Below are 20,811 nucleotides of genomic sequence, written 5' to 3' on the forward strand. Positions count from 1 at the left end.
GTCTCAGGGCACGAGCACCGCCGCGCCCTGCAGGCGCCCGTCTCGCAGATCGCTCAGGGCCTCGTTGGCCTGCGCCAAAGCATAGGGCGTCGCGTGCATCTTCAACGGCAGCGTCGGCGCCAAAGCGAGAAATTCGCGCGCGTCTTCCCGGGTGAGATTGGCGACGGAGAGCAACCGCCGCTCCTCCCAGAGCAGCGCGTAAGGAAAGCTCGGTATGTCGCTCATATGGATGCCGCCGCAAACGACCGCGCCGCCCTTCTTCACGGCCGCGAGCGCTTGCGGGACGAGCGCGCCGACCGGCGCGAAGATCAGCGCGGCGTCGAGCGGTTCCGGCGCGGGCGCGTCTGAGCCTTGCGCGCTCGCCGCGCCGAGCGACAAGGCGAAGGCCGCCGCGGCGGCGTCGCCCGGCCGCACGAAAGCGTGCACGCGCCTGCCCTGAAGGATCGCAACCTGCGCGATGATATGCGCCGCCGCCCCGAAGCCATAGACGCCGATCGCCTGCGCCGGCCCCGCCATTTTGAGCGTGCGCCAGCCGATGAGGCCGGCGCAGAGCAGCGGCGCCAGGGTCGCGGGCTCAACGCCCTCCGGCAGCGGGAAACTGAAGGACGCGTCGGCGACGGTATGCGTGGCGTAGCCGCCGTCGCGCGTATAGCCGGTGAAAAGGGGATCGTCGCAGAGGTTTTCGCGCGCGCTGGCGCAATAGGGGCAATGGCCGCAGGCGCGCCCCAGCCAGGGCACGCCGACGCGACTTCCGAGCGCGAAGCCCGTAACGCCCGGCCCGACCGCCGCGACCCGCCCGACAATCTCGTGGCCGGGAATGATCGGGAGCTTTGGCTGCGTCAATTCGCCGTCGACGACATGAAGATCCGTGCGACAGACGCCGCAGGCCTCGACGCGCAGCAAGACTTCGCCGGGGCCCGCGGTTGGACGCGCGCGCTCCTCCCGCACGAGCGGCGTCCCCGGGCGTCGCAGGACCATGGCGGAGACTGTCTCGGTCATGTCGCGTTCTTCCCCTTCCGACCCTCGCGGCCGCGCTCTCCCGCTTCAGCCGGGCGGGGCCAGGGAGGGGGCGTCGCCCGCCGCCTCCGGCGTGAGCCGCTTGCTCAAGAAAATGCGCCGCCCGCCGAGCGGAAAATCCGCGATCTCTCCGACCCGCGAAAAGCCCTGACGCATATAGAAAGCCGCGACGCGCCCGTCGAAAGTGTCGATATAGGCGCCGATGGCCCCGCGGTCGCGGGCGGCGCGTTCCGCCGTCTCGATCAACCGCGCCCCGAGCCCCTCGCCGCGACGGGACGGCGCGACCCACAGGCGCCTGATATAAAGCCAGCGCCAATGGGTGGCGCCATCGAGCCCGGCGACGAGCGCGCCGCCGCCGTCGTGCAGGACGACGGAGAGCGGCGTCTCCTCGCGCGGACCATAGCGCGCAGCCATCTCCGCCCCCAGGCGGGCGGCGAGTTCGGCGCATTCGACCGCTTCCACCTCGAGGCTTGGCTTTTCCATGGCTGCGTTTCTGCTAAACATTCCGCCTGTGAAACCGAGGCCCGTCCTTCTTCTATTTTGCGCATGGCTCGCGAGCGCCGCAATGGCGCGCGCGGAGGAGAATTGCGGGCCGGCGGTCGTCGCGCCCGTCGCCGACGCGACAGGGGCGCGGGTGAATGGTTATACGCCGGTCTTCGAAAGCTGCGCCCGGGGTCATGAGATGCGCCTTGCGACCCGCCGCATGGCGGTCGACGGCGACGACCTGCTGCTGACGGTCGATCCGCAAAGCCTCGAGACGTCGCTCGAACGCGCCGCCTGCTGGCGCTGCGCCGCGACGACCGACGCCGAACAGGCGGAAACGCGCTTCATCAAGGCCGTGCGCCCGCCCGCCGATCCCGACCGACCGCCGGCGCTCGTCAACGCCGGGCTGATCCACGGCAAGGGCGAGGGGGCCTATGTCACGGGCGACCTCTGCCCGAGCCAGAAGCCGCTCGACCGGGCCTTCATCGAGGAGGTTGCGGCGCAAGGGCCAGGGACGCCCCTGACTCTCGCCGTCTCCGGCGGCTGGATCGCCCATCACGCCGCCGATTTCGCCTGGCTTCAGGAAAAGCGCCGCTCGGGGGCGCTCGACATTGTCTGGGCCAACCACTCCTACACCCACCCTTACGTCCCCGGGCTCAAGAACGGGCAGAACTATCTTCTGCGGCCCGGCGTCGACCTCGACGCCGAGATTTTCGAAACCGAGAAGCTGCTCATCGCCCATGGCGAAAGCCCTTCCGTCTTCTTCCGCTTCCCGGGCCTCGTTTCGGACCGGACCCTGCTGGAGAAGGTCTCGGAGCGCCATCTCGTTGCGCTCGGAGCCGACAGTTGGCTTGCGCTCGGGCCCCCGCCGCGGGCGGGCTCGATTGTGCTCGTGCATCCCAATGGCAATGAGCCGGGCGGCCTGCAGATTTTCTCGCGGCTCCTGAAGAGCGAGCGGATGCCCAAGCCCTTCCGGGCCATCACCGAGGCTCCCTAGCCGCCCGCTTCTGCCTGGGGCTCGTCCGCGCGTCGAACAAAGACCCCGCCTGTCGAAACAGGCGGGGCAAGTTGGAGGAGGGAGTCCCCGCGCGGTTATGAGGAGTCCAGGCCGCGCGAAGCTCGAGGGCGCGCATGACGCGCGCGATGGGAAAGGCCGGCGCCGCGCTGACCGCTGGCGCCGGCCCCGGCAATGTGCGCGGGGTTCTTGCGCACCTTGCCGATCAGCGTCGGCGTAATTCTTCGATGACCTCAGAGCCAAGCAGGGCTCGCATGCGAGCGAGGATTTGAAGCGTCACGCCGAAGACTGCGAGGGACATCCATCCGAAGAAGACGAAACCCCAATGCAGCGGACCGGCGAAACCCTCGTCCATGGACCATGACGTATGGCCCCACTCATTGAAGCCCACGTTCGGAATCGTCATGAAGACGCCGACGACCAGGATGAGGAAGGCGAGCGAATAGCCTTTGGCGAAAAACGGCAGGCGGGTCTTCGCATAGAAGAAGGCTCCCAGCCCGAGGGCGGCGAACAGCGGATAAGAGATATAGAAGGTGACGATGTTGCTCGGCGTGAAATCAGTGTCCCGCACCGCGGTCATGTGCCACACCGCCGTCTGCTCGGAAAAAAAGCTCAGCCCCCAAAACAGCGCGAGCGAGAAAATCACCAGCCATTGGACGAGGTAGAGGAGTCGTCGAAGCTCGAGCGCCGTCGAGAGTTTCTCGAGCTTTCTGTCGCGCGTCCGCCAAAGATAGCCGACGAGCGCCATGGGCGTCGCAACCGAGAGAAAAACAGCCGCCTCGAGCAGATTGGTCCAATAGAGCTGAAACTCCGGCGAAAACGAATCGAGCCCGGCGCTCCACCCGAAGAGCTGCTCATAGAGGCGAAGAAGCGCCACGACGAGCATAAGCGCGATGGTCCCGAACACGACGGGTTTCGTATCGACGACTCGCGCGGCGCGCTGCGCGGCGCCGGCTGAGTCGGTCTTGGCGATGGGCATGATTTGTCTCCAAAAAGTTTGATGCCGCGAGCGCAGAGGAAATTCTCCGCGCGGCGCGCGCCGGACGCGAGGCGCGACAAGTCCGCGTCGCCTCAGCGTTGGCTGGCGTCTGGATTTCCTGCGGTTCGGTCAGCGTCGCCTGGACGATGACCGTTGCGTCCCTGCGTCGAGGCGTGCAAGCCCCTACCGGCGACGACGTTCAGGCAGGACTGGACTGCGCGGGAAAAGGCGGCGCGCGTGGAGACTGTGGCGCGCCTTTGGGCTCCAAGCGAGGGGCGGGCGCCGCGTTCGACGCCGGCGACGCGAGCGCGGTCGAGGGCTCGGCAGGAGCAATCAGCGAGACTTGCGGATGTGGCGGCGGGGCGCCGATGGCCCCGCAATGCAGGACGCAGCAAAGCGTATGACGCCGATGGGGAGCCGCGGGCTCGCCTTTGCCGCCGGACGCTTCCGGCGTCGAGCAGATGACGCCCGCGTCGCCCGCCAGCGCCGGCGCCCCCACGAATGCGACTTGCAGCAGCAGCAGGCCGGCGACAATCGCCGCCAACATGCGCGCAAATTCGCCACGTCCCGAAAATGGATCCACCGCCGCCGCCTTTGGTTCCAGAACGGAGGCTAGAGAGGGGCCGCCGCACGGTCAAGCGAGCCGCGGGACCGGCCTTCCGCGGCGAATCGTCTCACAGTGGGAATGTCGCTTGGAGCCGAGCGCCTTCGCCGGCTCCGGCCCGAGAAGGCTCTGCGGCCCGGAACGCCTTACATTGACAAGGGTTGCCCCTCCCCTTATCTGTCCGGCGGAAATGCCGCGCCGGCCTTGACGCCCGGACTCCCGGGCGCTGTCGCAAGTGGTTGATTTTCCAAAGAATTAGGACGCTCCGCCGCGGCCGCCCGGATTGGCGCAGGCTGATGGCGGCGCGCCATCTTAGAAAGGTTCGCGGGAATGCTCGGCGCCCTCGCCAAGAAGATTTTCGGCACGGCAAACGACCGCCGCCTCAAGACCTATGCGCCGAACGTCAAGGCGATCAATGCGCTCGAGCCTCAACTCGAGGCCCTGACCGACGACGAGCTGCGCGCGCGCACCGTCGCATTCCGCGAGCAGCTCGCCGCCGGAAAGACCCTCGACGAGCTCCTCGTCCCGGCCTTCGCGACCGTCCGCGAGGCCGCCAAGCGCACGCTCGGCCAGCGCCATTTCGACGTGCAGCTCATCGGCGGCATGGTGCTGCACGAGGGAGCCATCGCAGAGATGCGCACCGGCGAAGGCAAGACCCTCGTCGCCACGCTCGCCGTCTATCTCAACGCGCTCGCCGGCAAGGGCGTCCACGTCGTTACCGTCAACGACTATCTCGCCAAGCGCGACAGCGAATGGATGGGTCAGATCTACCGCTTCCTCGGCATGAGCGTCGGCTGCGTGGTGCACGATCTCTCCGACGAAGGCCGCGCCGCCGCTTACGCGAGCGACATCACCTACGGCACCAACAATGAATTCGGTTTCGACTATCTGCGCGACAATATGAAATATGAGTTCGCGCAAATGGTTCAGCGCGGGCACAACTTCGCGATCGTCGACGAGGTGGACTCGATCCTGATCGACGAGGCCCGCACGCCGCTCATCATTTCGGGCGCGATCGACGACAAGTCCGACCTCTACAATACGATCGACAAGCTCATCCCCAAGCTCTCGAAAGACGATTACGAGCTCGACGAGAAGCAGCGCACGATTCACCTCACCGACGCCGGCAACGAGCATATGGAGGAGCTGCTCGTCGAGGTCGGCGCGCTGACCGAGGGCGCGCTCTACGAGGCCCATAACGTCACGCTCGTCCACCACGTCAACCAGGCGCTGCGCGCCCATAAGCTCTTCCAGAAGGACAAGGATTATATCGTCCGCAAGGGCGAGGTGGTGATCATCGACGAATTCACCGGCCGCATGATGCCGGGCCGGCGCTATTCGGAAGGGCTGCATCAGGCGCTGGAGGCCAAGGAGCGCGTCCAGGTTCAGCCCGAAAACGTCACCCTCGCGTCGATCACCTTCCAGAATTATTTCCGCCTCTACGACAAGCTCGCCGGCATGACCGGCACCGCCGCGACCGAGGCGAATGAATTCGCCGAAATCTACAAGCTCGACGTCGTCGAAATCCCGACGAACCGCCCGGTTCAGCGCCGCGACGACGACGACGAGGTTTACCGCACGGCGAAGGAAAAGCTGCACGCCATCCTCGAAGAGGTCAAGGACGCAAGCTCCAGGATGCAGCCGCTCCTCGTCGGCACGACCTCGATCGAGAAATCCGAGCAGCTCGCCGAATTCCTGGTCTCGCAGGGCTACAAGATGATCGACTTCGCCGATCCCAAAGGATTGTCGGAGCTTTACGCCGCGGCGCGCTCGGGCGAGCCGTCGAAGATGTTCGCCGTGCTCAACGCGCGCTTCCACGAGCAGGAGGCCTATATCGTCGCGGAAGCGGGCGTGCCGGGCGCAGTCACCATCGCCACCAACATGGCCGGCCGCGGCACCGACATTCAGCTCGGCGGCAATGTCGAGATGCGCGTGGCGCAGGAATGCGCCGGGCTCGAGGGCGCCGCGCGCGAGGCCAAGGAAGCGGAAATCCGCGAGGAAATCGCCAAGTTCAAGGAGAAGGCGCTCGCTTCGGGCGGCCTCTACATCATCGGCACCGAGCGCCATGAGAGCCGCCGCATCGACAATCAGCTGCGCGGCCGCTCGGGCCGCCAGGGCGACCCCGGGCGCTCCAAGTTCTTCCTGTCGCTGCAGGACGATCTGATGCGCATCTTTGGCTCCGAGCGCATGGACTCCATGCTCGTGAAGCTCGGGCTGCAGGAGGGCGAAGCCATCGTCCATCCCTGGATCAACAAGGCGATCGAAAAGGCGCAGCACAAGGTCGAGGCGCGCAACTTCGACATCCGCAAGAACATCCTCAAGTTCGACAATGTCATGAACGACCAGCGCAAGGTCATCTTCGAGCGCCGGCGCGAGATCATGGCCGAGGAGAGCGTCGAGGAGCAGGTCGCCGACATGCGCGCCGAGGTGGTCGAGAATCTCGTCTCCCGCCACATTCCCCACGACGCCTACGCCGAGTCATGGGACGTCGCGGGCCTTGCCGAGGACGTCAGCGCAAAGCTCGCTCTCGACGCCCCCGTCGCCGACTGGGCGAAGGAAGAGGGCATCGCCGACGAGGAACTCAAGGAGCGCCTGCTCGAAGCCGCCGACACGGCCTACGCCGAACGCGTGGAGCGGAACACGGCGCCGCTGATGCGCATGATCGAAAAGCAGGTGGTGCTGCAGTCGCTCGACACGCTGTGGCGCGAGCATCTCGTGGCGCTCGACCATCTGCGTCAGGTCATCGGCTGGCGCGGCATGGCGCAGCGCGACCCGCTGAACGAATATAAATCCGAGGCGCTGGACCTGTTCCGCGGCCTGATGTCCCATTGGGACGAGCAGGTCACGGCGCAGCTCATGCGCGTCGAAGTGAGCTTCGAGGCGCCGCCGTCGGCGCCCCCGGAGCTCCCGCCGATGGAAATGTCGCATCCCAGCCCGGTGGCGCTGTCGGCCGGCTTCAGCGCCGAACAGACGGCGCTCGAGGACTTGAACGCGCGTCTCGCCAGCGTGGACTTTTCGTCCCAGGCGCTCGCGCCGGCGCCCGTGCGCGATCCCGCCGACCCCACGAGTTGGGGCAAGGTGGGCCGCAACGAGCCCTGCCCCTGCGGCTCGGGCAAGAAATACAAGCACTGCCACGGCCAGCTCGTTTAGCGAGAGCGAAGCTTCCGGGCGAGGCGAGCGGCTCCGCGCGATCGTCTGCGCATGCGCTTGCCCGCTCCCCGCCACTCGAACCGCCGTGCGTCAGCGCACAGCCCGAAGCGATGGGGTCTGCTAGGCTCCCAACAACCGGGCGCCCTATACTTGACGCCCGGCGTCGGCGTGGCGAAGCCACCGAGACTCGAGGGCGTGCGGATGGACGATCATGTCGTTGCGGAGGACATGGACACCATTGTCGATCGCATCATGCGGTCGCATTGGGCGGTCTTCCACCTCCATTTCGTCGACTTCATGGCTGCGCATTTGTCCGATTGCTGCGCGGTCTTCGACGGGGACCTGCATGAGATGCTCGTCTTCACCATCGTCGCGCAGCGTTACTTGCGCGATCGCGTGGCCGAAGGCGACAGCCAGACCTCAACCGGGTCGGAGCGGCGATCGCTGTCCGCGAGCCGGATCGCCGCCCAGACCGGCATGCCGCGCGAAACGGTGCGGCGCAAGCTCGCCGCCCTGCAAGCGCGGGGCTGGGTCGAGAGGACCGACCGGGCCGAATGGCGCATGGCCGTCTCCAACGGGCGCGCGGCCGTGGCGCTCACTCTCGCGGATTTCACCAGACGCGAAATGCGCCGGGTGATCAAGCTCGGGCGCGCGCTCAAGCCGCTCGTTTAGCCGCTCGGCTTCTTCCCCTGTTTCTCGTGGAAATGGCGTCCATTTGGTAATAAGAAGCGCGCGGCGAGCGTTCCGCTGGGCCTCGCGACCGCCGCCGGCGTGGCCATAGAAACCGGCGTCTCGACAGGAGCTTCGCGTGTCAATCGATTTTTCCAAAGTCGTCGTCGCACAGGGCGGCGGACCCACCGCCGTCATCAATCAGTCGCTCGTCGGCGCCGTGCTCGAATCGCGCAAGTTCCGCGAGGTCGAGCGCGTCTATGGCGCCTTTCACGGCGTGCGCGGGATCGTCAACGAGGATTTCGTCGATCTCACCCAGGAGACCACCCATAATCTGGAGCTCGTCGCCTGCACGCCTTCGTCCGCGCTCGGCTCCACGCGCGACAAGCCCGACCTGAAGTATTGTCAGGAAATCTTCAAGGTGCTGCGCGCGCATGGCGTCGGCTGCTTCTTCTACATCGGCGGCAACGACTCCTCGGACACGGTCCGCATCGTCTCGGAGGAAGCCAGAAACGCCGGCTATCCGCTGCGCGCCATCCACATCCCCAAGACCATCGACAATGATCTGATGGTCAATGACCACACGCCGGGCTTCCCTTCGGCTGCGCGCTGGGTGGCGCAGGCCTTTGCCGGGGCCAATCTCGACAATTGGGCGCTGCCGGGCGTCTATATCGCCGTCGTGATGGGCCGCCACGCCGGCTTCCTCACCGCCGCCTCGGCGCTCGGCAAGAAGTTTCCCGACGATGGTCCCCATCTCATCTATTTGCCGGAGCGCGCCTTCTCCGTGGAGAAGTTCCTCGCCGACGTGAAGGCGACCATGGAGAGATACGGCCGCTGCGTGGTGGCCGTCTCGGAAGGAATCAGCGACGAGAACCATGTGCCGATCGCCGAAAAACTCGCCCAGCAGGTCGAGCGCGACGCGCATGGCAACGTCCACCTCGGCGGCGGCGCGCTGGCCGATGAACTGACCCAGCTCGTCAAGGACAAGCTCGGCTTCAAGCGCGTGCGGGCCGACACTTTCGGCTATGTTCAGCGCAGCTTTGTCGGCTGCGTCTCCGACGTGGACCAGCGCGAGGCGCGCGAGGTCGGGGAGAAGGCCGTCCAATACGCCCTGTGGGGAGATTGCGACGGCTCGGTCACGATCCATCGCACGGGCTTTTATTCAGTCGACTATCAGCTGACCCCTCTTGAACAAATCGCCGCAAAAACAAAAGTGATGCCGGACGAATTCATCACCCCTTGCGGCACCGACGTCACGGACGCTTTCAGGATGTATTTGCGGCCATTGCTCGGCAGCGGCATGCCGGACGCCTTCCGGCTGCGGCTCAACCGGGTCCGAAAAATTCTGACCTGAGGATCTGGCGTCGCGACGGCGCCGAACGGGCGCCGATCTTGCACTCGGCCTGAAATTGCGGAAAGGTTGCAAATTCGGGCAGGCCTAAAATAGACTAGGCGCTTGCGCGGGGGAGCGAGCGGCCCGCGCGGGTTTTGGGCGCGCCCGGCGGGGGCGCCTTGTCAGGACCGGCAGGGGTGGGAGGCCATCGAGGGGCGGCTTCCACCTTTTGTTAGGCCCAAGCCGGTATCACATGTTTGGATCGATTCGCCCGGCGGGTTGATTCATCAGGAGAAAATCATGAGCAAAGTCGGCGGCGGCGATTCCAAGAATACGCTTTACTGCTCGTTTTGCGGCAAGAGCCAGCACGAAGTTCGCAAGCTGATCGCCGGCCCCACGGTCTTCATCTGCGACGAATGCGTCGAACTGTGCATGGACATCATCCGCGAGGAGAACAAATCCTCGCTGGTCAAGCAGCGCGACGGCATCCCGACCCCGCGCGAGATCTGCAAGGTTCTCGACGATTACGTTATCGGCCAGGCGCAGGCGAAACGCGTCCTCTCGGTCGCGGTCCATAATCATTACAAGCGCTTGAACCACGCCACAAAGCACGGCGACGTCGAGCTGGCGAAATCCAACATTCTGCTGATCGGCCCGACCGGCGTCGGCAAGACCATGCTGGCGCAGACGCTTGCCCGCATTCTGGACGTGCCCTTCACCATGGCCGACGCGACGACCCTCACCGAGGCCGGCTACGTCGGCGAGGACGTCGAGAACATCATCCTGAAGCTGCTGCAGGCGTCGGATTACAATGTCGAACGCGCCCAGCGCGGCATTGTCTACGTCGATGAAATCGACAAAATCTCGCGCAAAAGCGACAATCCTTCCATCACCCGCGACGTGTCGGGAGAGGGCGTCCAGCAGGCGCTGCTCAAGATCATGGAAGGCACCGTCGCATCGGTGCCGCCGCAGGGCGGACGCAAGCATCCGCAGCAGGAGTTCCTGCAGGTCGACACGACGAACATCCTCTTCATCTGCGGCGGCGCCTTCGCCGGGCTCGAGAAAATCATCTCGGCGCGCGGCCGCTCGACCTCGATCGGCTTCGGCGCCACCGTCCAGGCGCCGGACGAGCGTCGCACCGGCGATATTTTCCGTCAGGTTCAGCCCGAGGATTTGCTGAAGTTCGGCCTGATCCCTGAATTCGTCGGCCGCCTGCCCGTGATCGCGACGCTCGAGGATCTCGACGAGGAAGCGCTCAAGAAAATCCTCACCGAGCCCAAGAACGCTCTCGTCAAGCAGTATCAGCGCCTCTTCGAGATGGAGAACGTGGAGCTGACCTTCCAGGACGACGCGCTCTCCGCCGTCGCCCGCAAGGCCATCGAGCGCCACACCGGCGCCCGCGGTCTGCGCTCCATCATGGAGGGCATCCTGCTCGACACCATGTTCGACCTGCCGGGCCTCGAGGGCGTCGAGCAGGTGGTGATCGGCCCGGAAGTCGTTGAAGGAAAAGCGCGTCCCCTGTATATCTACGCGGAGCGCAACGAAAAAAGCGGCGCCAGCGCCTGACCTGCGCGCGCCGCCGCCTGGCTGGGCGGCCCGCCCGCCGGGGCCGGCTCGCCAGGGCCATCCTTGAATCAGTTGTTCGTGTATCCCATTTCCTGCGTTAACGGGGCCGTTTGGGCTTGAACGCCGCTGCCTCAGTGATGGCGCGTGGACGAAAGAGCGAGCGTCCAGGCGGCCAGGGTCTGACTAGAGATCGCCGGTCGAAGATTGCGGCCTAAGTCTTGCTAGTTCTGGACGCATACTGATCGCTCGCATTTTCGCGTTGCCGCCAAGCGGGATGCGCAAAGGAAAGCAGGACACGAAGATGAGTAACGAAAAGCGCGACGCCATTACGCCGGGAGCCGTCGAGAGCTACCCCGTCCTTCCTCTGCGCGACATCGTCGTGTTTCCCCATATGATCGTGCCGCTCTTCGTGGCGCGCGAGAAGTCGATCCGCGCGCTCGAGGAAGTGACGAAGAGCGATCGTCTGATCCTTCTCGCCACGCAGAAGAACGCCGGCGACGACGATCCGGCGACGGACGCCATCTATCCGATCGGCACGCTCGCCTCCGTTCTGCAGCTGCTCAAGTTGCCAGACGGCACGGTGAAGGTGCTCGTCGAGGGCGTCGCCCGCGCCGCCGTGCGCAATTACTCGCGCGCCGAAGATTTCTATGAGGCGGACGCCGAGGCGCTCGCCGACGACGCGGGCTCGCCAGTCGAGGTCGAGGCGCTCGGTCGGTCGGTCGTTTCGGAATTCGAAAGCTACGTGAAGCTCAACAAGCGCGTCTCCTCGGAGATTGTCGGCGCGGTGACGCAGATCGACGACGCGTCGAAGCTCGCCGACACGGTCGCCTCCCATCTCTCCGTCAAGATCCCCGACAAGCAGGACGTGCTGGAGACGCTTAACGTCGCCAGACGGCTCGAGAAATGCTTGTCGCTCATGGAAAGCGAAATCTCGGTCCTGCAGGTCGAGAAGCGCATCCGCACGCGCGTCAAGCGCCAGATGGAGAAGACTCAGCGCGAGTACTATCTCAACGAGCAGATGAAGGCGATCCAGAAGGAACTCGGCGACGAGGACGGAAAGGACGATCTCGCCGAGCTCGAGGAGCGCATCAAGAACACCAAGCTCTCGAAGGAAGCCCGCGATAAGGCGGTCGCCGAATTCAAGAAGCTGCGCCAGATGTCGCCGATGTCGGCGGAAGCCACCGTCGTGCGCAATTACCTCGACTGGATCCTGTCGATCCCGTGGGGCAAGCGCTCGCGGGTGAAACGCGACCTCCAGCAGGCTCAGGACGTGCTCGACGCCGAGCATTTCGGCCTGGAGAAGGTCAAGGAGCGCATTCTCGAATATCTCGCCGTGCAGAGCCGCGCCAATAAGCTCACGGGCCCGATCCTCTGCCTCGTCGGCCCGCCCGGCGTTGGCAAGACCTCGCTCGGCAAGTCGATCGCCAAGGCGACGGGACGCGAATTCGTCCGCATGTCGCTCGGCGGCGTGCGCGACGAGGCCGAGATTCGCGGCCACCGCCGCACGTACATCGGCTCGATGCCCGGCAAGATCATCCAGTCGATGCGCAAGGCGAAGTCTTCGAACCCGCTCTTCCTGCTCGACGAGATCGACAAGATGGGCATGGACTTCCGCGGCGACCCCTCCTCCGCTTTGCTGGAGGTGCTGGACCCCGAGCAGAACCAGACCTTCAACGACCATTACCTCGAGGTCGACTATGACCTGTCGAATGTGATGTTCGTGACGACGGCCAATACGCTCAATATTCCGGCGCCGCTGATGGACCGCATGGAGATCATCCGCATCGCCGGCTATACCGAGGCCGAGAAGCTGGAGATCGCCCGCAAGCATCTGATGCCCAGCGCCGTCCACAAGCACGGGCTCGCGCCCGAGGAATGGATGGTGACCGATGACGGGCTCCTGGAGCTCATCCGCCGCTACACTCGCGAGGCCGGCGTGCGCAATCTCGAGCGCGAGGTTTCCAATCTCGCCCGCAAGGCGGTCAAGGAAATCCTGCTCAAGAAGACCGAGAAGATCGTCGTCACGGCCGAGAACATTGCCGATTATCTCGGCGTGCCGAAGTTCCGCTTCGGGCAGGCCGAGCTCGAGGATCAGGTGGGCGTCGTCACCGGGCTCGCCTGGACCGAGGTGGGCGGCGAGCTGCTGACGATCGAAGGCGTGATGATGCCCGGCAAGGGCAAGATGACGGTCACGGGCAATCTGCGCGACGTGATGAAGGAGTCGATCTCGGCGGCGGCGTCCTATGTGCGCTCGCGCGCGGTGGACTTTGGAGTCGAGCCGCCGCTCTTCGACCGCCGCGACATCCACGTGCACGTGCCGGAGGGCGCGACGCCGAAGGATGGGCCCTCGGCCGGCGTGGCGATGGCGACCGCCATCGTCTCGATCATCACGGGCATCCCGGTGCGCAAGGACATCGCCATGACCGGCGAGATTACGCTGCGCGGCCGGGTGCTGCCGATCGGCGGCCTGAAGGAGAAGCTGCTGGCGGCGCTGCGCGGCGGCATCAAGAAGGTGCTGATCCCCGAGGAGAACGCCAAAGACCTCGCCGAGATTCCGGACGCCGTGAAGAACGGGCTGGAAATCGTGCCGGTGGCTCGCATGGAGGAAGTGCTCCAGCACGCCCTCATCTCCCAGCCGACCCCCATCGTCTGGGAGGAGGACACCGCGGCGCTCTCCAAGCGGACCGCCGCCTTGGCGGAGGACGACGCCGGCGTTCGCGCCCACTGAGCCAGGCGGCCTGAGAATAGCGAGCCCCGTCCCCCCGGACGGGGCTTTTTTTGTGTCCCTGTCGCGGCAACTTTGTCAGAAACGCCATATTTTCGCGACTTTTTCGCAGTGCACGCGGCGATTCCCGCGGTTTTCCGGGGTTTTTTGAAGGGCCGACCGGCGAATCCCTTGCTTTTCCTAGAATTCGGCACCAACACTCGCCGTCGTTGCGCGCCGACGATTCGAGACCGCCGCTTGTAAGCGTTTGATCGCCGGCCCCGCAGCGCGTCAATAAAAGGAATAGGCCATGAACAAATTGGAACTGGTCGAGCACGTCGCGGCGGAGACGGAGACGTCCAAGGCGGCGGCGGCGGCGGCGGTCGACGCTGTGCTCGAGGGCATCACCAATGCGCTCAAGAGCGGCGATGAAGTGCGCCTTGTCGGCTTCGGCACTTTTTCGGTCAAGGAGCGCGCCGCCGGCAAAGGCCGCAACCCGGCGACCGGCGACGAGATCGACATTCCCGCCTCGAAGAGCGCCCGTTTCAAGCCCGGCGCCGCGCTCAAGACCGAGCTGAACAAGACCAAATAAAATCTTGCCGTGAGTTTACGGGCACGGCCGCCGGATGAAATCCGGCGGCCGTTCCGGTTTGAAGCGCTCGGCGCTTGCCACGGCTGCGCGCCATCTTTAAAACCCAGCCGCCGCCTTGAGGCGCGCAATCCGCGGCCGCGAGGGCGCGCGACGACAGGCAAGGCGACGCCGAGCCCGTCTTTGATTGCGTTGTTTCGAAGCTGGCGCGGGCGGTTAGCTCAGCTGGTAGAGCATCTCGTTTACACCGAGAATGTCGGGAGTTCGAACCTCTCACCGCCCACCAGTTTTCGCGGGCGCCATGCGAAAGTCCTTTGCCGCGCGCTGATGAGGAATTAGGCTTGACGTCCATCCGGAGAGACGAGGCGCCCGCGACCATGACGAGACTGAAGACCCTGACTCTATGCGTTTTCAGCCTTCTGGCTCAGGCATGGCTGTTCTCGGGCCCGGCGCGGGCCGAGGAGATGAGTTTTCGGGTCGTCGGCGTCAATGGAGAGAATTGCGGCGCGCGCTGCCCGCAAATGATCGCCGCGCAGGGCGAGATCGCGGAAGGGACGCCGGACGCCTTCGTCAGTTTCGTCCGCGAGAATGTCGGCTCCGGCAATCTGCACGGCATTTTGCTGCTCGACTCGCCGGGCGGCAAAGTGGTCGCCTCGATGGAGTTCGGACAGGCGTTGCGCCGGCTGGGCATGGCGGTCGTGGTGGCGCGCCCGGCCGCGCAGGCGGGCGATGCAATGGCGCTGGTCTCGGGACGCTGCTATTCGGCGTGCGTCTATGCGCTGATGGGCGGCAAGCGGCGGGTGATTCCGCCGGAAAGCCGCGTTGGCATTCACCGCATGTTCAATTATTCGACGAGCTTCGATTTTTCGGAAGGGCTCGTGAGGGAGCGCAATTATGACGACGGCGGGATGCGCGACATGCTCGCGCGCTACGCCAGCAACATGGGCGTCTCCCCGGAACTGGTCAATCTCGCCGAACGCACCTCGCCGGATCAGCTTTACATGCTGAGCGGCAAGGACATTGCGCGCTGGCGGCTCGGATCGCGCAAACTCTAAACAAGGCGCGCGGCGCAATAAGCAGAGAAAAGAAGCAGGGCTGGACATGAAACATATTCTCGAGGGGCTCGAACAGCGCCGCGCTTCGGCGCGCCTCGGCGGCGGCCACAAGCGCATCGACGCGCAGCATGCGCGCGGCAAGCTCACCGCGCGCGAACGCATCGAGCTTCTGCTCGATCAGGGCTCCTTCGAAGAATTCGACATGTTCGTGACGCATCGCTGCACGGACTTCGGCATGGACCAGGGCGAGAAAACTTCGGGCGACGGCGTCGTCACCGGCTGGGGCACCGTCAACGGCCGCGCGGTCTTCGTCTTCGCCAAGGACTTCACCGTATTCGGCGGCTCGCTCTCCGAGACCCATGCGCAGAAGATCATCAAGCTGCAGGACATGGCGCTCAAAAACCGCGCGCCGGTCATCGGCATTTTCGACGCCGGCGGCGCGCGCATCCAGGAGGGGGTGGCGGCGCTCGGCGGTTACGGCGAAGTGTTCGTGCGCAATGTCATGGCCTCCGGAGTCATTCCACAGATCTCCGTCATCATGGGCCCCTGCGCCGGCGGCGACGTCTATTCCCCGTCCATGACCGACTTCATCTTCATGGTGCGCGACACGAGCTATATGTTCGTGACCGGTCCCGATGTGGTGAAGACCGTCACCAATGAAACCGTTACGGCGGAAGAACTCGGCGGCGCCTCGGTGCACACGACCAAGAGCTCCATCGCCGACCGCGCCTATGACAATGACGTCGAGGCGCTGCTGCAGATGCGCCGGCTCATCGACTTTCTGCCCTCGTCCAATACCGAAGAGCCGCCGGAGTGGCCGAGCTTCGACGACGTCGACCGGCTCGACATGTCGCTCGACACGCTCATTCCCGACAATCCCAACAAGCCCTACGACATCAAGGAGCTCATCTCGAAGGTTGTCGACGAGGGCGATTTCTTCGAGATTCAGGAGGCGCACGCCAAGAACATCGTCGTCGGCTTCGGCCGCGTCGAGGGGCGCACGGTCGGCTTCGTCGCGAATCAGCCGATGGTGCTCGCGGGCGTGCTCGACATCGACGCCTCCAAGAAGGCGGCGCGATTCGTGCGCTTCTGCGACTGCTTCAATATTCCGATCGTGACGTTCGTCGACGTTCCCGGCTTCCTGCCGGGCACCGCGCAGGAATATGGCGGCCTCATCAAGCATGGCGCCAAACTTTTGTTCGCCTATGCCGAAGCCACAGTTCCGAAAGTGACGGTCATCACGCGCAAGGCCTTTGGCGGCGCCTATGACGTGATGTCGTCGAAGCATCTGCGCGGCGACGTCAATTACGCCTGGCCGACCGCCCAGATCGCCGTGATGGGCGCCAAGGGCGCGGTCGAAATCATTTTCCGCGCCGATCTCGGCGATCCGGAGAAGATTGCGCAGCGCACCAAGGAATATGAGGATCGCTTTCTCTCGCCTTTCGTCGCGGCCGAGCGCGGTTATATCGACGAGGTGATCATGCCGCATTCGACACGTCGGCGAATCGCCCGCGCGCTGGCGCTGCTCCGTCACAAGGAGCTGGAGAACCCCTGGAAGAAGCACGACAACATTCCGCTGTAACGAAGCGTGGCGAGAAGAGCTTCGATAGGGCGCGGCGAAGAGCCGCGCCCTTTGATTTGTACCCTTTCGAGACGGCTCTCGACGGGCTGCCCAATCCTGGGGCGCCCTTTTCGAAAATTCGCCAGACTGCTCGTTTTTCGGGTGACAGCCCTTTGGATTTGGCATAATGTCCCCCTCGCCAAGTTGGTTGGGTAAGCCTAAGCGTTTAAAGCGTTTAGCTTTCTATTCCCAGCAACGGTCCAAGTCGGGGAGGACGCCGGAGAAAACGCAGCTTGCGACTGGTTCGAGAGACGAGCCGATGCAAGCGGTTATCGGAGCGCAAAAGACTTCGAGACCGAGCGTGGATTCCGGTTAAAGGACAGGGTGCCAAAGAGTGGGGTGCGGCCCGGCCGTCCCCGCTCTTTGTGTTTGAGGGGGCATTATAGAACTTCTCTCTCAACCGATAGGCGCAAGGCTCTGTCCCGGCTCCGGCCGCTGCTTGACGCAGGTTTCGCCCATTCCTACGTTCCCTTTCGAATTCGACCTTTGTCCCGCAATTGGCCCGCCACCCCCGGCCGCAACGAAAGACCTCTCATGTCCACGCAGAAAATCACCGACGCCACTTTCGAGCAGGAAGTCCTGAAGTCCGCCGAGCCCGTCGTCGTCGACTTCTGGGCCGAGTGGTGCGGCCCCTGCCGGATGATCGCCCCCGCGCTGGAGGAGATCGCGGCGGAGATGAAGGGCAAGGTCAAGGTCGTCAAGCTCAACATCGACGAGAACCCGGCGGTCGCCAGCAAGCTCGGCATCCGCTCGATTCCGACGCTGATTCTATTCAAGGACGGCAAGGCCGCCGCGCAAAAGGTCGGCGCCGCGCCGAAAGGCGAGCTGAGCCGATGGATCTCCGCCGCCGTCTGACATGTTTCTTGCGAGCGGCGCCTTGAGACAGGCCCCTCGAAGCGGATGGCGATAGCTTGCTCGATTTGACGGCGGAAGATCTCGTCGCCATCGCCCTTAGCGTGAAGGTCGCGACCGTCGCCGTCGCGGCCTCTCTTCCCGTCGCCGTCCTGGTTGGCTATGCGCTGGCCCGCTGGCGTTTTCCTGGCCGGGCGGCGCTCAACGCCGCGGTTCACCTGCCGCTCGTCTTGCCGCCGGTCGTCACCGGCTTCGCTTTGCTGCTGCTGTTTGGACGGCGAGGCCCCATCGGCGCCTTCCTCGCCGACCATTTCGGGCTCGTCTTCGCCTTCCGCTGGACGGGCGCTGCGCTTGCCGCCGCCGTGATGAGCTTTCCGCTCATGGTGCGGCCGGTGCGGCTGGCCTTCGAGGCCGTCGACCCGCGGCTGTCGTCGGCGGCCCGCTCGCTCGGCGCCAACCGCCTGTGGAGCTTCGCGCTCGTCGACTTCCCTCTCGCCGCCAATGGCGTGCTCGTCGGCGCCATTCTCGGCTTCGCCAAGGCGCTCGGCGAATTCGGCGCGACGATCACCTTCGTCTCCAGCATTCCCGGCGAAACGCGCACCATCCCCGCCGCGATCTATGCGCTGCTGCAGGCGCCCGACGGCGACGCCTCGGCGCTGCGGCTCGCCGCCATCTCCGCGGCGATCGCCGTCGCGGCGCTGCTCGCATCGGAAGCGCTTCAGTCCCGGCTCGGCGCCTCGAAATGATCGCGCTCGACGTTCGCCTGCGCCGGCAAGAGTTCGAACTCGCCTGCGCCTTTGAAAGCCGCGCGCGCGTGCTCGCGCTGCATGGCCCGTCGGGGGCCGGCAAATCGACGCTCGCCCATCTCCTCGCGGGAATCGCCCGGCCGGACTCCGGGCGAATCGTCGTCGACGGCGTCACGCTCGTCGACACGGCGCATCGGGTCTTTCTGGCGCCCGAGAAGCGGCGCGTCGGCGTCGTGTTTCAGGACGCCCTGCTGTTTCCGCATCTGAGCGTCCGGTCGAATATTCTTTTCGGGCGCTTCTTCACGCCGCGCGCCGAGCGCACCGCGCCCTTCGACGCGATCGTCGAGACGCTCGGCGTCAGCCATCTCCTCGACCGTCGCCCCGCGACGCTCTCCGGCGGCGAGCGTCAGCGCATCGGGCTCGCGCGCGCGCTACTGGCCTCGCCGCGGCTCCTGTTGATGGACGAGCCCATGGCCGCCCTCGATCATGCGCGGCGGCAGGAAATCATGGGATTGATCGAACGGCTGCGTGACGCGTTCCACACGCCGATCGTGCTCGTCTCCCATTCCGCGGAGGAGATCGCCCGACTCGCCGACGAGGCCGTCGTCATGGATCGCGGCCGTGTCGTTGCGCAGGGTCCGCCGCTCGACGTTCTGCCGGGCGCGAGCCGGCTCATCGCGGGCGGGCGTTTCGGCCTCGTCAATACGCTGTCGGCGCGAGTCGCTTCTGTCGATGCGGCCTATGGCGTCACCCGCCTCGCCCATCCCGCCGGAGAGATCCTCGTCACCGCGCGTCTTCCAGACATCCGGGAGGCGCGCGTCGCGATCCGCGCGACGGATGTCGCGCTGGCGAAATCTCCGCCGGCCGACACCAGCGTGCGCACGATTTTGCGTGGGCGGATCGCCCGGATCGAGGCCGGCGACGGCGCCCTCGCCTTCGTCACGCTGGAGTTGAGCGGCGGCGACAGGCTCGTCGCCGCCGTCACGCGGCTCGCGCTCGACGAATTGAATCTCACGAGCGGCGCCGAGGCCTTCGCCCTCGTCAAGGCCGTGGCGCTCGACGAACGCGCGCTATAGTCCTTGCGGCGTCGGGATCAGAACGAGCGCCCCCACGCCGGCGCCGAGCGCCAGGATGGAAGCGAAGAGGAGCCGCAACCCCATCGCCGTCCCGCCCATGGCCCAGGCCATCGCCACCTTTGACAGGGTATTGCTCAGCACCGCGAGCAGAACGGTGAACGCCGCCGCCGTCCAGCCGACCTCCTGCTCGCCGTGCCGGGCCATCGACAGCGAAATGGCGTCGACGTCGGCGACGCCGGACACCAGCGCCAGGGCATAGGCCCCGGAGCTGCCGGCGAAGGTCGTGAGAATCTTGGAAAGGACCATCACTGCGGCGAGCAGCGCGCCGAATTTCAGCACCGCCGGCAAATCCAGCGGATTGGCGCCGGCCACGGGATTGCCTTCGCGCTCGCCGGACGCCGCGCCGCGCCACATCAGAAAGCCGCCCGCCAGCAGATACACGACGCCGACGCCGATCAGCGGCGCCGCGAGACGCAGGCCGAAGGCCGGATTGACGACGCTTAGAATGGCGAGGACGCGCGGCCCCATGATCGCATTGGCGAAGAGGGCGCCGGCGGCCAGCACGCCCACGTCTTTGGGATTCTCGGCCGCCAGTCGCGCCATGGCCGCCGTGGTCGCCGTCGAGGAGGCGAGTCCGCCCGCCATGCCCGCGACGGCGATCCCGCGCCGGTAGCCGACGATCTTCACAGCCACATAGCCACTAAAGGAGACGGCGGCGATCAGCACTGTCATGAGCCACAATTCGTGAGGATTGACCGCGCCCCAGCGGTCGATGGCGCGGTTCGGCAGGACGGGCAGCAGGATGAAGCTCATAACCAGCAGCACGAGCCCGGAGCGCAACTCCTCCCAGGTGAGTTTTTGCACCCATTCGTGCAGCAGCCCCTTCGCCGCCAGCAGGATCGTCGTCGCCACGGCGCCCGCCGCCGCCGCCACCTCATTTCCGACGACCGCCAAGGCCCCGAGCGCATATGCGAGCATCATGGCGACGACTGAGGTCGCGCCGAACGTCTTGTCGTGCTCCGTCTCGCGATAGCGGAAGACGGCCATGGCGGCGCCGAAGAGCAGGAAGGAGAGACCCAGCGCGACGACCCCGGCGTCATGCCAGAATTCCAGCGCCACCGCGCCCCAGACGCCGCCGAGCAGTGCGGCGAGGCCATGGGTGCGGACGCCAGCGGTGCGCTCGCCCTCCTGCTCGGCGCGCGCGTCCCATCCGCGCTCGAGGCCGATGAGCAGCCCGATGGCCAGCGCATAGGCAAGCCGCTGGATCAATGCGGCGGCGCCCAATTCATACATGTCCAAATGCCTTCATAAGCGCCTTCATGCCCAAGCGCCTTTCTGTGGGAGATGCGAAA

At 65.5% G+C, this 20,811-nt stretch carries 17 protein-coding genes and 1 tRNA gene; 13 read left to right on the forward strand and 5 right to left on the reverse strand.

Annotation, left to right across the window (positions count from 1 at the left end; all coding sequences use genetic code 11):
- Positions 1–3: 3 nt before the first annotated feature.
- Together RVU70_RS04800 and RVU70_RS04805 are read right to left on the reverse strand one after the other, a co-directional pair.
- The gene (locus tag RVU70_RS04800; protein WP_363349937.1) at positions 4–999 is read right to left on the reverse strand and encodes a zinc-dependent alcohol dehydrogenase family protein; all 996 of its coding nucleotides are present in this window, start codon (positions 997–999) and stop codon (positions 4–6) included.
- Between the two features lie 45 nt (positions 1,000–1,044).
- Positions 1,045–1,500 (reverse strand): GNAT family N-acetyltransferase, encoded by a 456-nt coding sequence (locus tag RVU70_RS04805; RefSeq protein WP_363349938.1) that lies wholly within the window; start codon positions 1,498–1,500, stop codon positions 1,045–1,047.
- Between the two features lie 82 nt (positions 1,501–1,582).
- Between RVU70_RS04805 and RVU70_RS04810 the strand changes: the two genes are divergently transcribed.
- A complete protein-coding gene (locus RVU70_RS04810; protein WP_363349939.1) occupies positions 1,583–2,497 on the forward strand; it encodes a polysaccharide deacetylase in 915 nt (304 codons plus the stop codon).
- 223 nt (positions 2,498–2,720) lie between these two features.
- Here the strand turns inward: RVU70_RS04810 and RVU70_RS04815 are convergent, their stop codons facing one another.
- On the reverse strand, positions 2,721–3,494 hold the full coding sequence (locus tag RVU70_RS04815) for a methane monooxygenase/ammonia monooxygenase subunit C (RefSeq protein WP_363349940.1): 774 nt from the start codon (positions 3,492–3,494) through the stop codon (positions 2,721–2,723).
- A gap of 199 nt (positions 3,495–3,693) precedes the next feature.
- The gene (locus RVU70_RS04820; protein WP_363349941.1) at positions 3,694–4,077 is read right to left on the reverse strand and encodes a hypothetical protein; all 384 of its coding nucleotides are present in this window, start codon (positions 4,075–4,077) and stop codon (positions 3,694–3,696) included.
- Between the two features lie 351 nt (positions 4,078–4,428).
- On the opposite strand from RVU70_RS04820, the gene secA reads away from it, so the two are divergent.
- The 12 genes from secA (at position 4,429) to modC (ending at position 19,459) form a co-directional block, all read left to right on the forward strand.
- Positions 4,429–7,248, forward strand: coding sequence for a preprotein translocase subunit SecA (gene secA / locus RVU70_RS04825; RefSeq protein ID WP_363349942.1), 2,820 nt, complete (start codon positions 4,429–4,431; stop codon positions 7,246–7,248).
- Positions 7,249–7,449: 201 nt separating this feature from the next.
- Positions 7,450–7,920: a helix-turn-helix domain-containing protein gene (locus tag RVU70_RS04830; protein WP_363349944.1), complete on the forward strand. Its 471-nt coding sequence runs from the start codon at positions 7,450–7,452 to the stop codon at positions 7,918–7,920.
- 136 nt (positions 7,921–8,056) lie between these two features.
- Positions 8,057–9,271, forward strand: coding sequence for a 6-phosphofructokinase (locus RVU70_RS04835; protein ID WP_405044847.1), 1,215 nt, complete (start codon positions 8,057–8,059; stop codon positions 9,269–9,271).
- Positions 9,272–9,550: 279 nt separating this feature from the next.
- Complete coding sequence (gene clpX / locus RVU70_RS04840; protein ID WP_363349945.1) at positions 9,551–10,816, forward strand: ATP-dependent Clp protease ATP-binding subunit ClpX; 1,266 nt, start codon at positions 9,551–9,553, stop codon at positions 10,814–10,816.
- Positions 10,817–11,117: 301 nt separating this feature from the next.
- Entirely contained in the window at positions 11,118–13,544 is a 2,427-nt protein-coding gene (gene lon, locus RVU70_RS04845; RefSeq protein WP_363349946.1) for an endopeptidase La, read from the forward strand.
- Positions 13,545–13,830: 286 nt separating this feature from the next.
- On the forward strand, positions 13,831–14,112 hold the full coding sequence (locus RVU70_RS04850) for an HU family DNA-binding protein (RefSeq protein WP_363349947.1): 282 nt from the start codon (positions 13,831–13,833) through the stop codon (positions 14,110–14,112).
- A 207-nt stretch (positions 14,113–14,319) separates the two neighbouring features.
- A tRNA-Val gene (locus RVU70_RS04855) sits at positions 14,320–14,395 on the forward strand.
- Between the two features lie 91 nt (positions 14,396–14,486).
- A complete protein-coding gene (locus RVU70_RS04860; RefSeq protein WP_363349948.1) occupies positions 14,487–15,164 on the forward strand; it encodes a hypothetical protein in 678 nt (225 codons plus the stop codon).
- Between the two features lie 46 nt (positions 15,165–15,210).
- Positions 15,211–16,746: an acyl-CoA carboxylase subunit beta gene (locus RVU70_RS04865; protein WP_363349949.1), complete on the forward strand. Its 1,536-nt coding sequence runs from the start codon at positions 15,211–15,213 to the stop codon at positions 16,744–16,746.
- Between the two features lie 573 nt (positions 16,747–17,319).
- The gene (trxA, locus tag RVU70_RS04870) at positions 17,320–17,640 is read left to right on the forward strand and encodes a thioredoxin (protein ID WP_363349950.1); all 321 of its coding nucleotides are present in this window, start codon (positions 17,320–17,322) and stop codon (positions 17,638–17,640) included.
- A gap of 56 nt (positions 17,641–17,696) precedes the next feature.
- Entirely contained in the window at positions 17,697–18,383 is a 687-nt protein-coding gene (gene modB / locus RVU70_RS04875; RefSeq protein WP_363349951.1) for a molybdate ABC transporter permease subunit, read from the forward strand.
- The gene (gene modC, locus RVU70_RS04880) at positions 18,380–19,459 is read left to right on the forward strand and encodes a molybdenum ABC transporter ATP-binding protein (RefSeq protein WP_363349952.1); all 1,080 of its coding nucleotides are present in this window, start codon (positions 18,380–18,382) and stop codon (positions 19,457–19,459) included. Before modB ends, modC begins: the two co-directional genes overlap by 4 nt.
- Here modC and RVU70_RS04885 read toward each other — a convergent pair.
- Positions 19,454–20,752: an MgtC/SapB family protein gene (locus RVU70_RS04885; protein ID WP_363349953.1), complete on the reverse strand. Its 1,299-nt coding sequence runs from the start codon at positions 20,750–20,752 to the stop codon at positions 19,454–19,456. The genes modC and RVU70_RS04885 overlap by 6 nt on opposite strands.
- Positions 20,753–20,811 lie beyond the last annotated feature (59 nt).

It is taken from the genome of Methylocystis echinoides (assembly GCF_040687965.1).
Lineage (GTDB): Bacteria > Pseudomonadota > Alphaproteobacteria > Rhizobiales > Beijerinckiaceae > Methylocystis > Methylocystis echinoides_A.

Bases quoted from the DNA above. Each gene is read 5' to 3' on its own strand.
- RVU70_RS04800 (WP_363349937.1), bottom strand. From the start codon at position 999: ATGACCGAGACAGTCTCCGCCATGGTCCTGCGACGCCCGGGGACGCCG.
- RVU70_RS04805 (WP_363349938.1), bottom strand. From the start codon at position 1,500: ATGGAAAAGCCAAGCCTCGAGGTGGAAGCGGTCGAATGCGCCGAACTC.
- RVU70_RS04810 (WP_363349939.1), top strand. From the start codon at position 1,583: ATGGCGCGCGCGGAGGAGAATTGCGGGCCGGCGGTCGTCGCGCCCGTC.
- RVU70_RS04815 (WP_363349940.1), bottom strand. From the start codon at position 3,494: ATGCCCATCGCCAAGACCGACTCAGCCGGCGCCGCGCAGCGCGCCGCG.
- secA (WP_363349942.1), top strand. From the start codon at position 4,429: ATGCTCGGCGCCCTCGCCAAGAAGATTTTCGGCACGGCAAACGACCGC.
- RVU70_RS04830 (WP_363349944.1), top strand. From the start codon at position 7,450: ATGGACGATCATGTCGTTGCGGAGGACATGGACACCATTGTCGATCGC.
- clpX (WP_363349945.1), top strand. From the start codon at position 9,551: ATGAGCAAAGTCGGCGGCGGCGATTCCAAGAATACGCTTTACTGCTCG.
- lon (WP_363349946.1), top strand. From the start codon at position 11,118: ATGAGTAACGAAAAGCGCGACGCCATTACGCCGGGAGCCGTCGAGAGC.
- RVU70_RS04850 (WP_363349947.1), top strand. From the start codon at position 13,831: ATGAACAAATTGGAACTGGTCGAGCACGTCGCGGCGGAGACGGAGACG.
- RVU70_RS04860 (WP_363349948.1), top strand. From the start codon at position 14,487: ATGACGAGACTGAAGACCCTGACTCTATGCGTTTTCAGCCTTCTGGCT.
- RVU70_RS04865 (WP_363349949.1), top strand. From the start codon at position 15,211: ATGAAACATATTCTCGAGGGGCTCGAACAGCGCCGCGCTTCGGCGCGC.
- trxA (WP_363349950.1), top strand. From the start codon at position 17,320: ATGTCCACGCAGAAAATCACCGACGCCACTTTCGAGCAGGAAGTCCTG.
- modC (WP_363349952.1), top strand. From the start codon at position 18,380: ATGATCGCGCTCGACGTTCGCCTGCGCCGGCAAGAGTTCGAACTCGCC.
- RVU70_RS04885 (WP_363349953.1), bottom strand. From the start codon at position 20,752: ATGTATGAATTGGGCGCCGCCGCATTGATCCAGCGGCTTGCCTATGCG.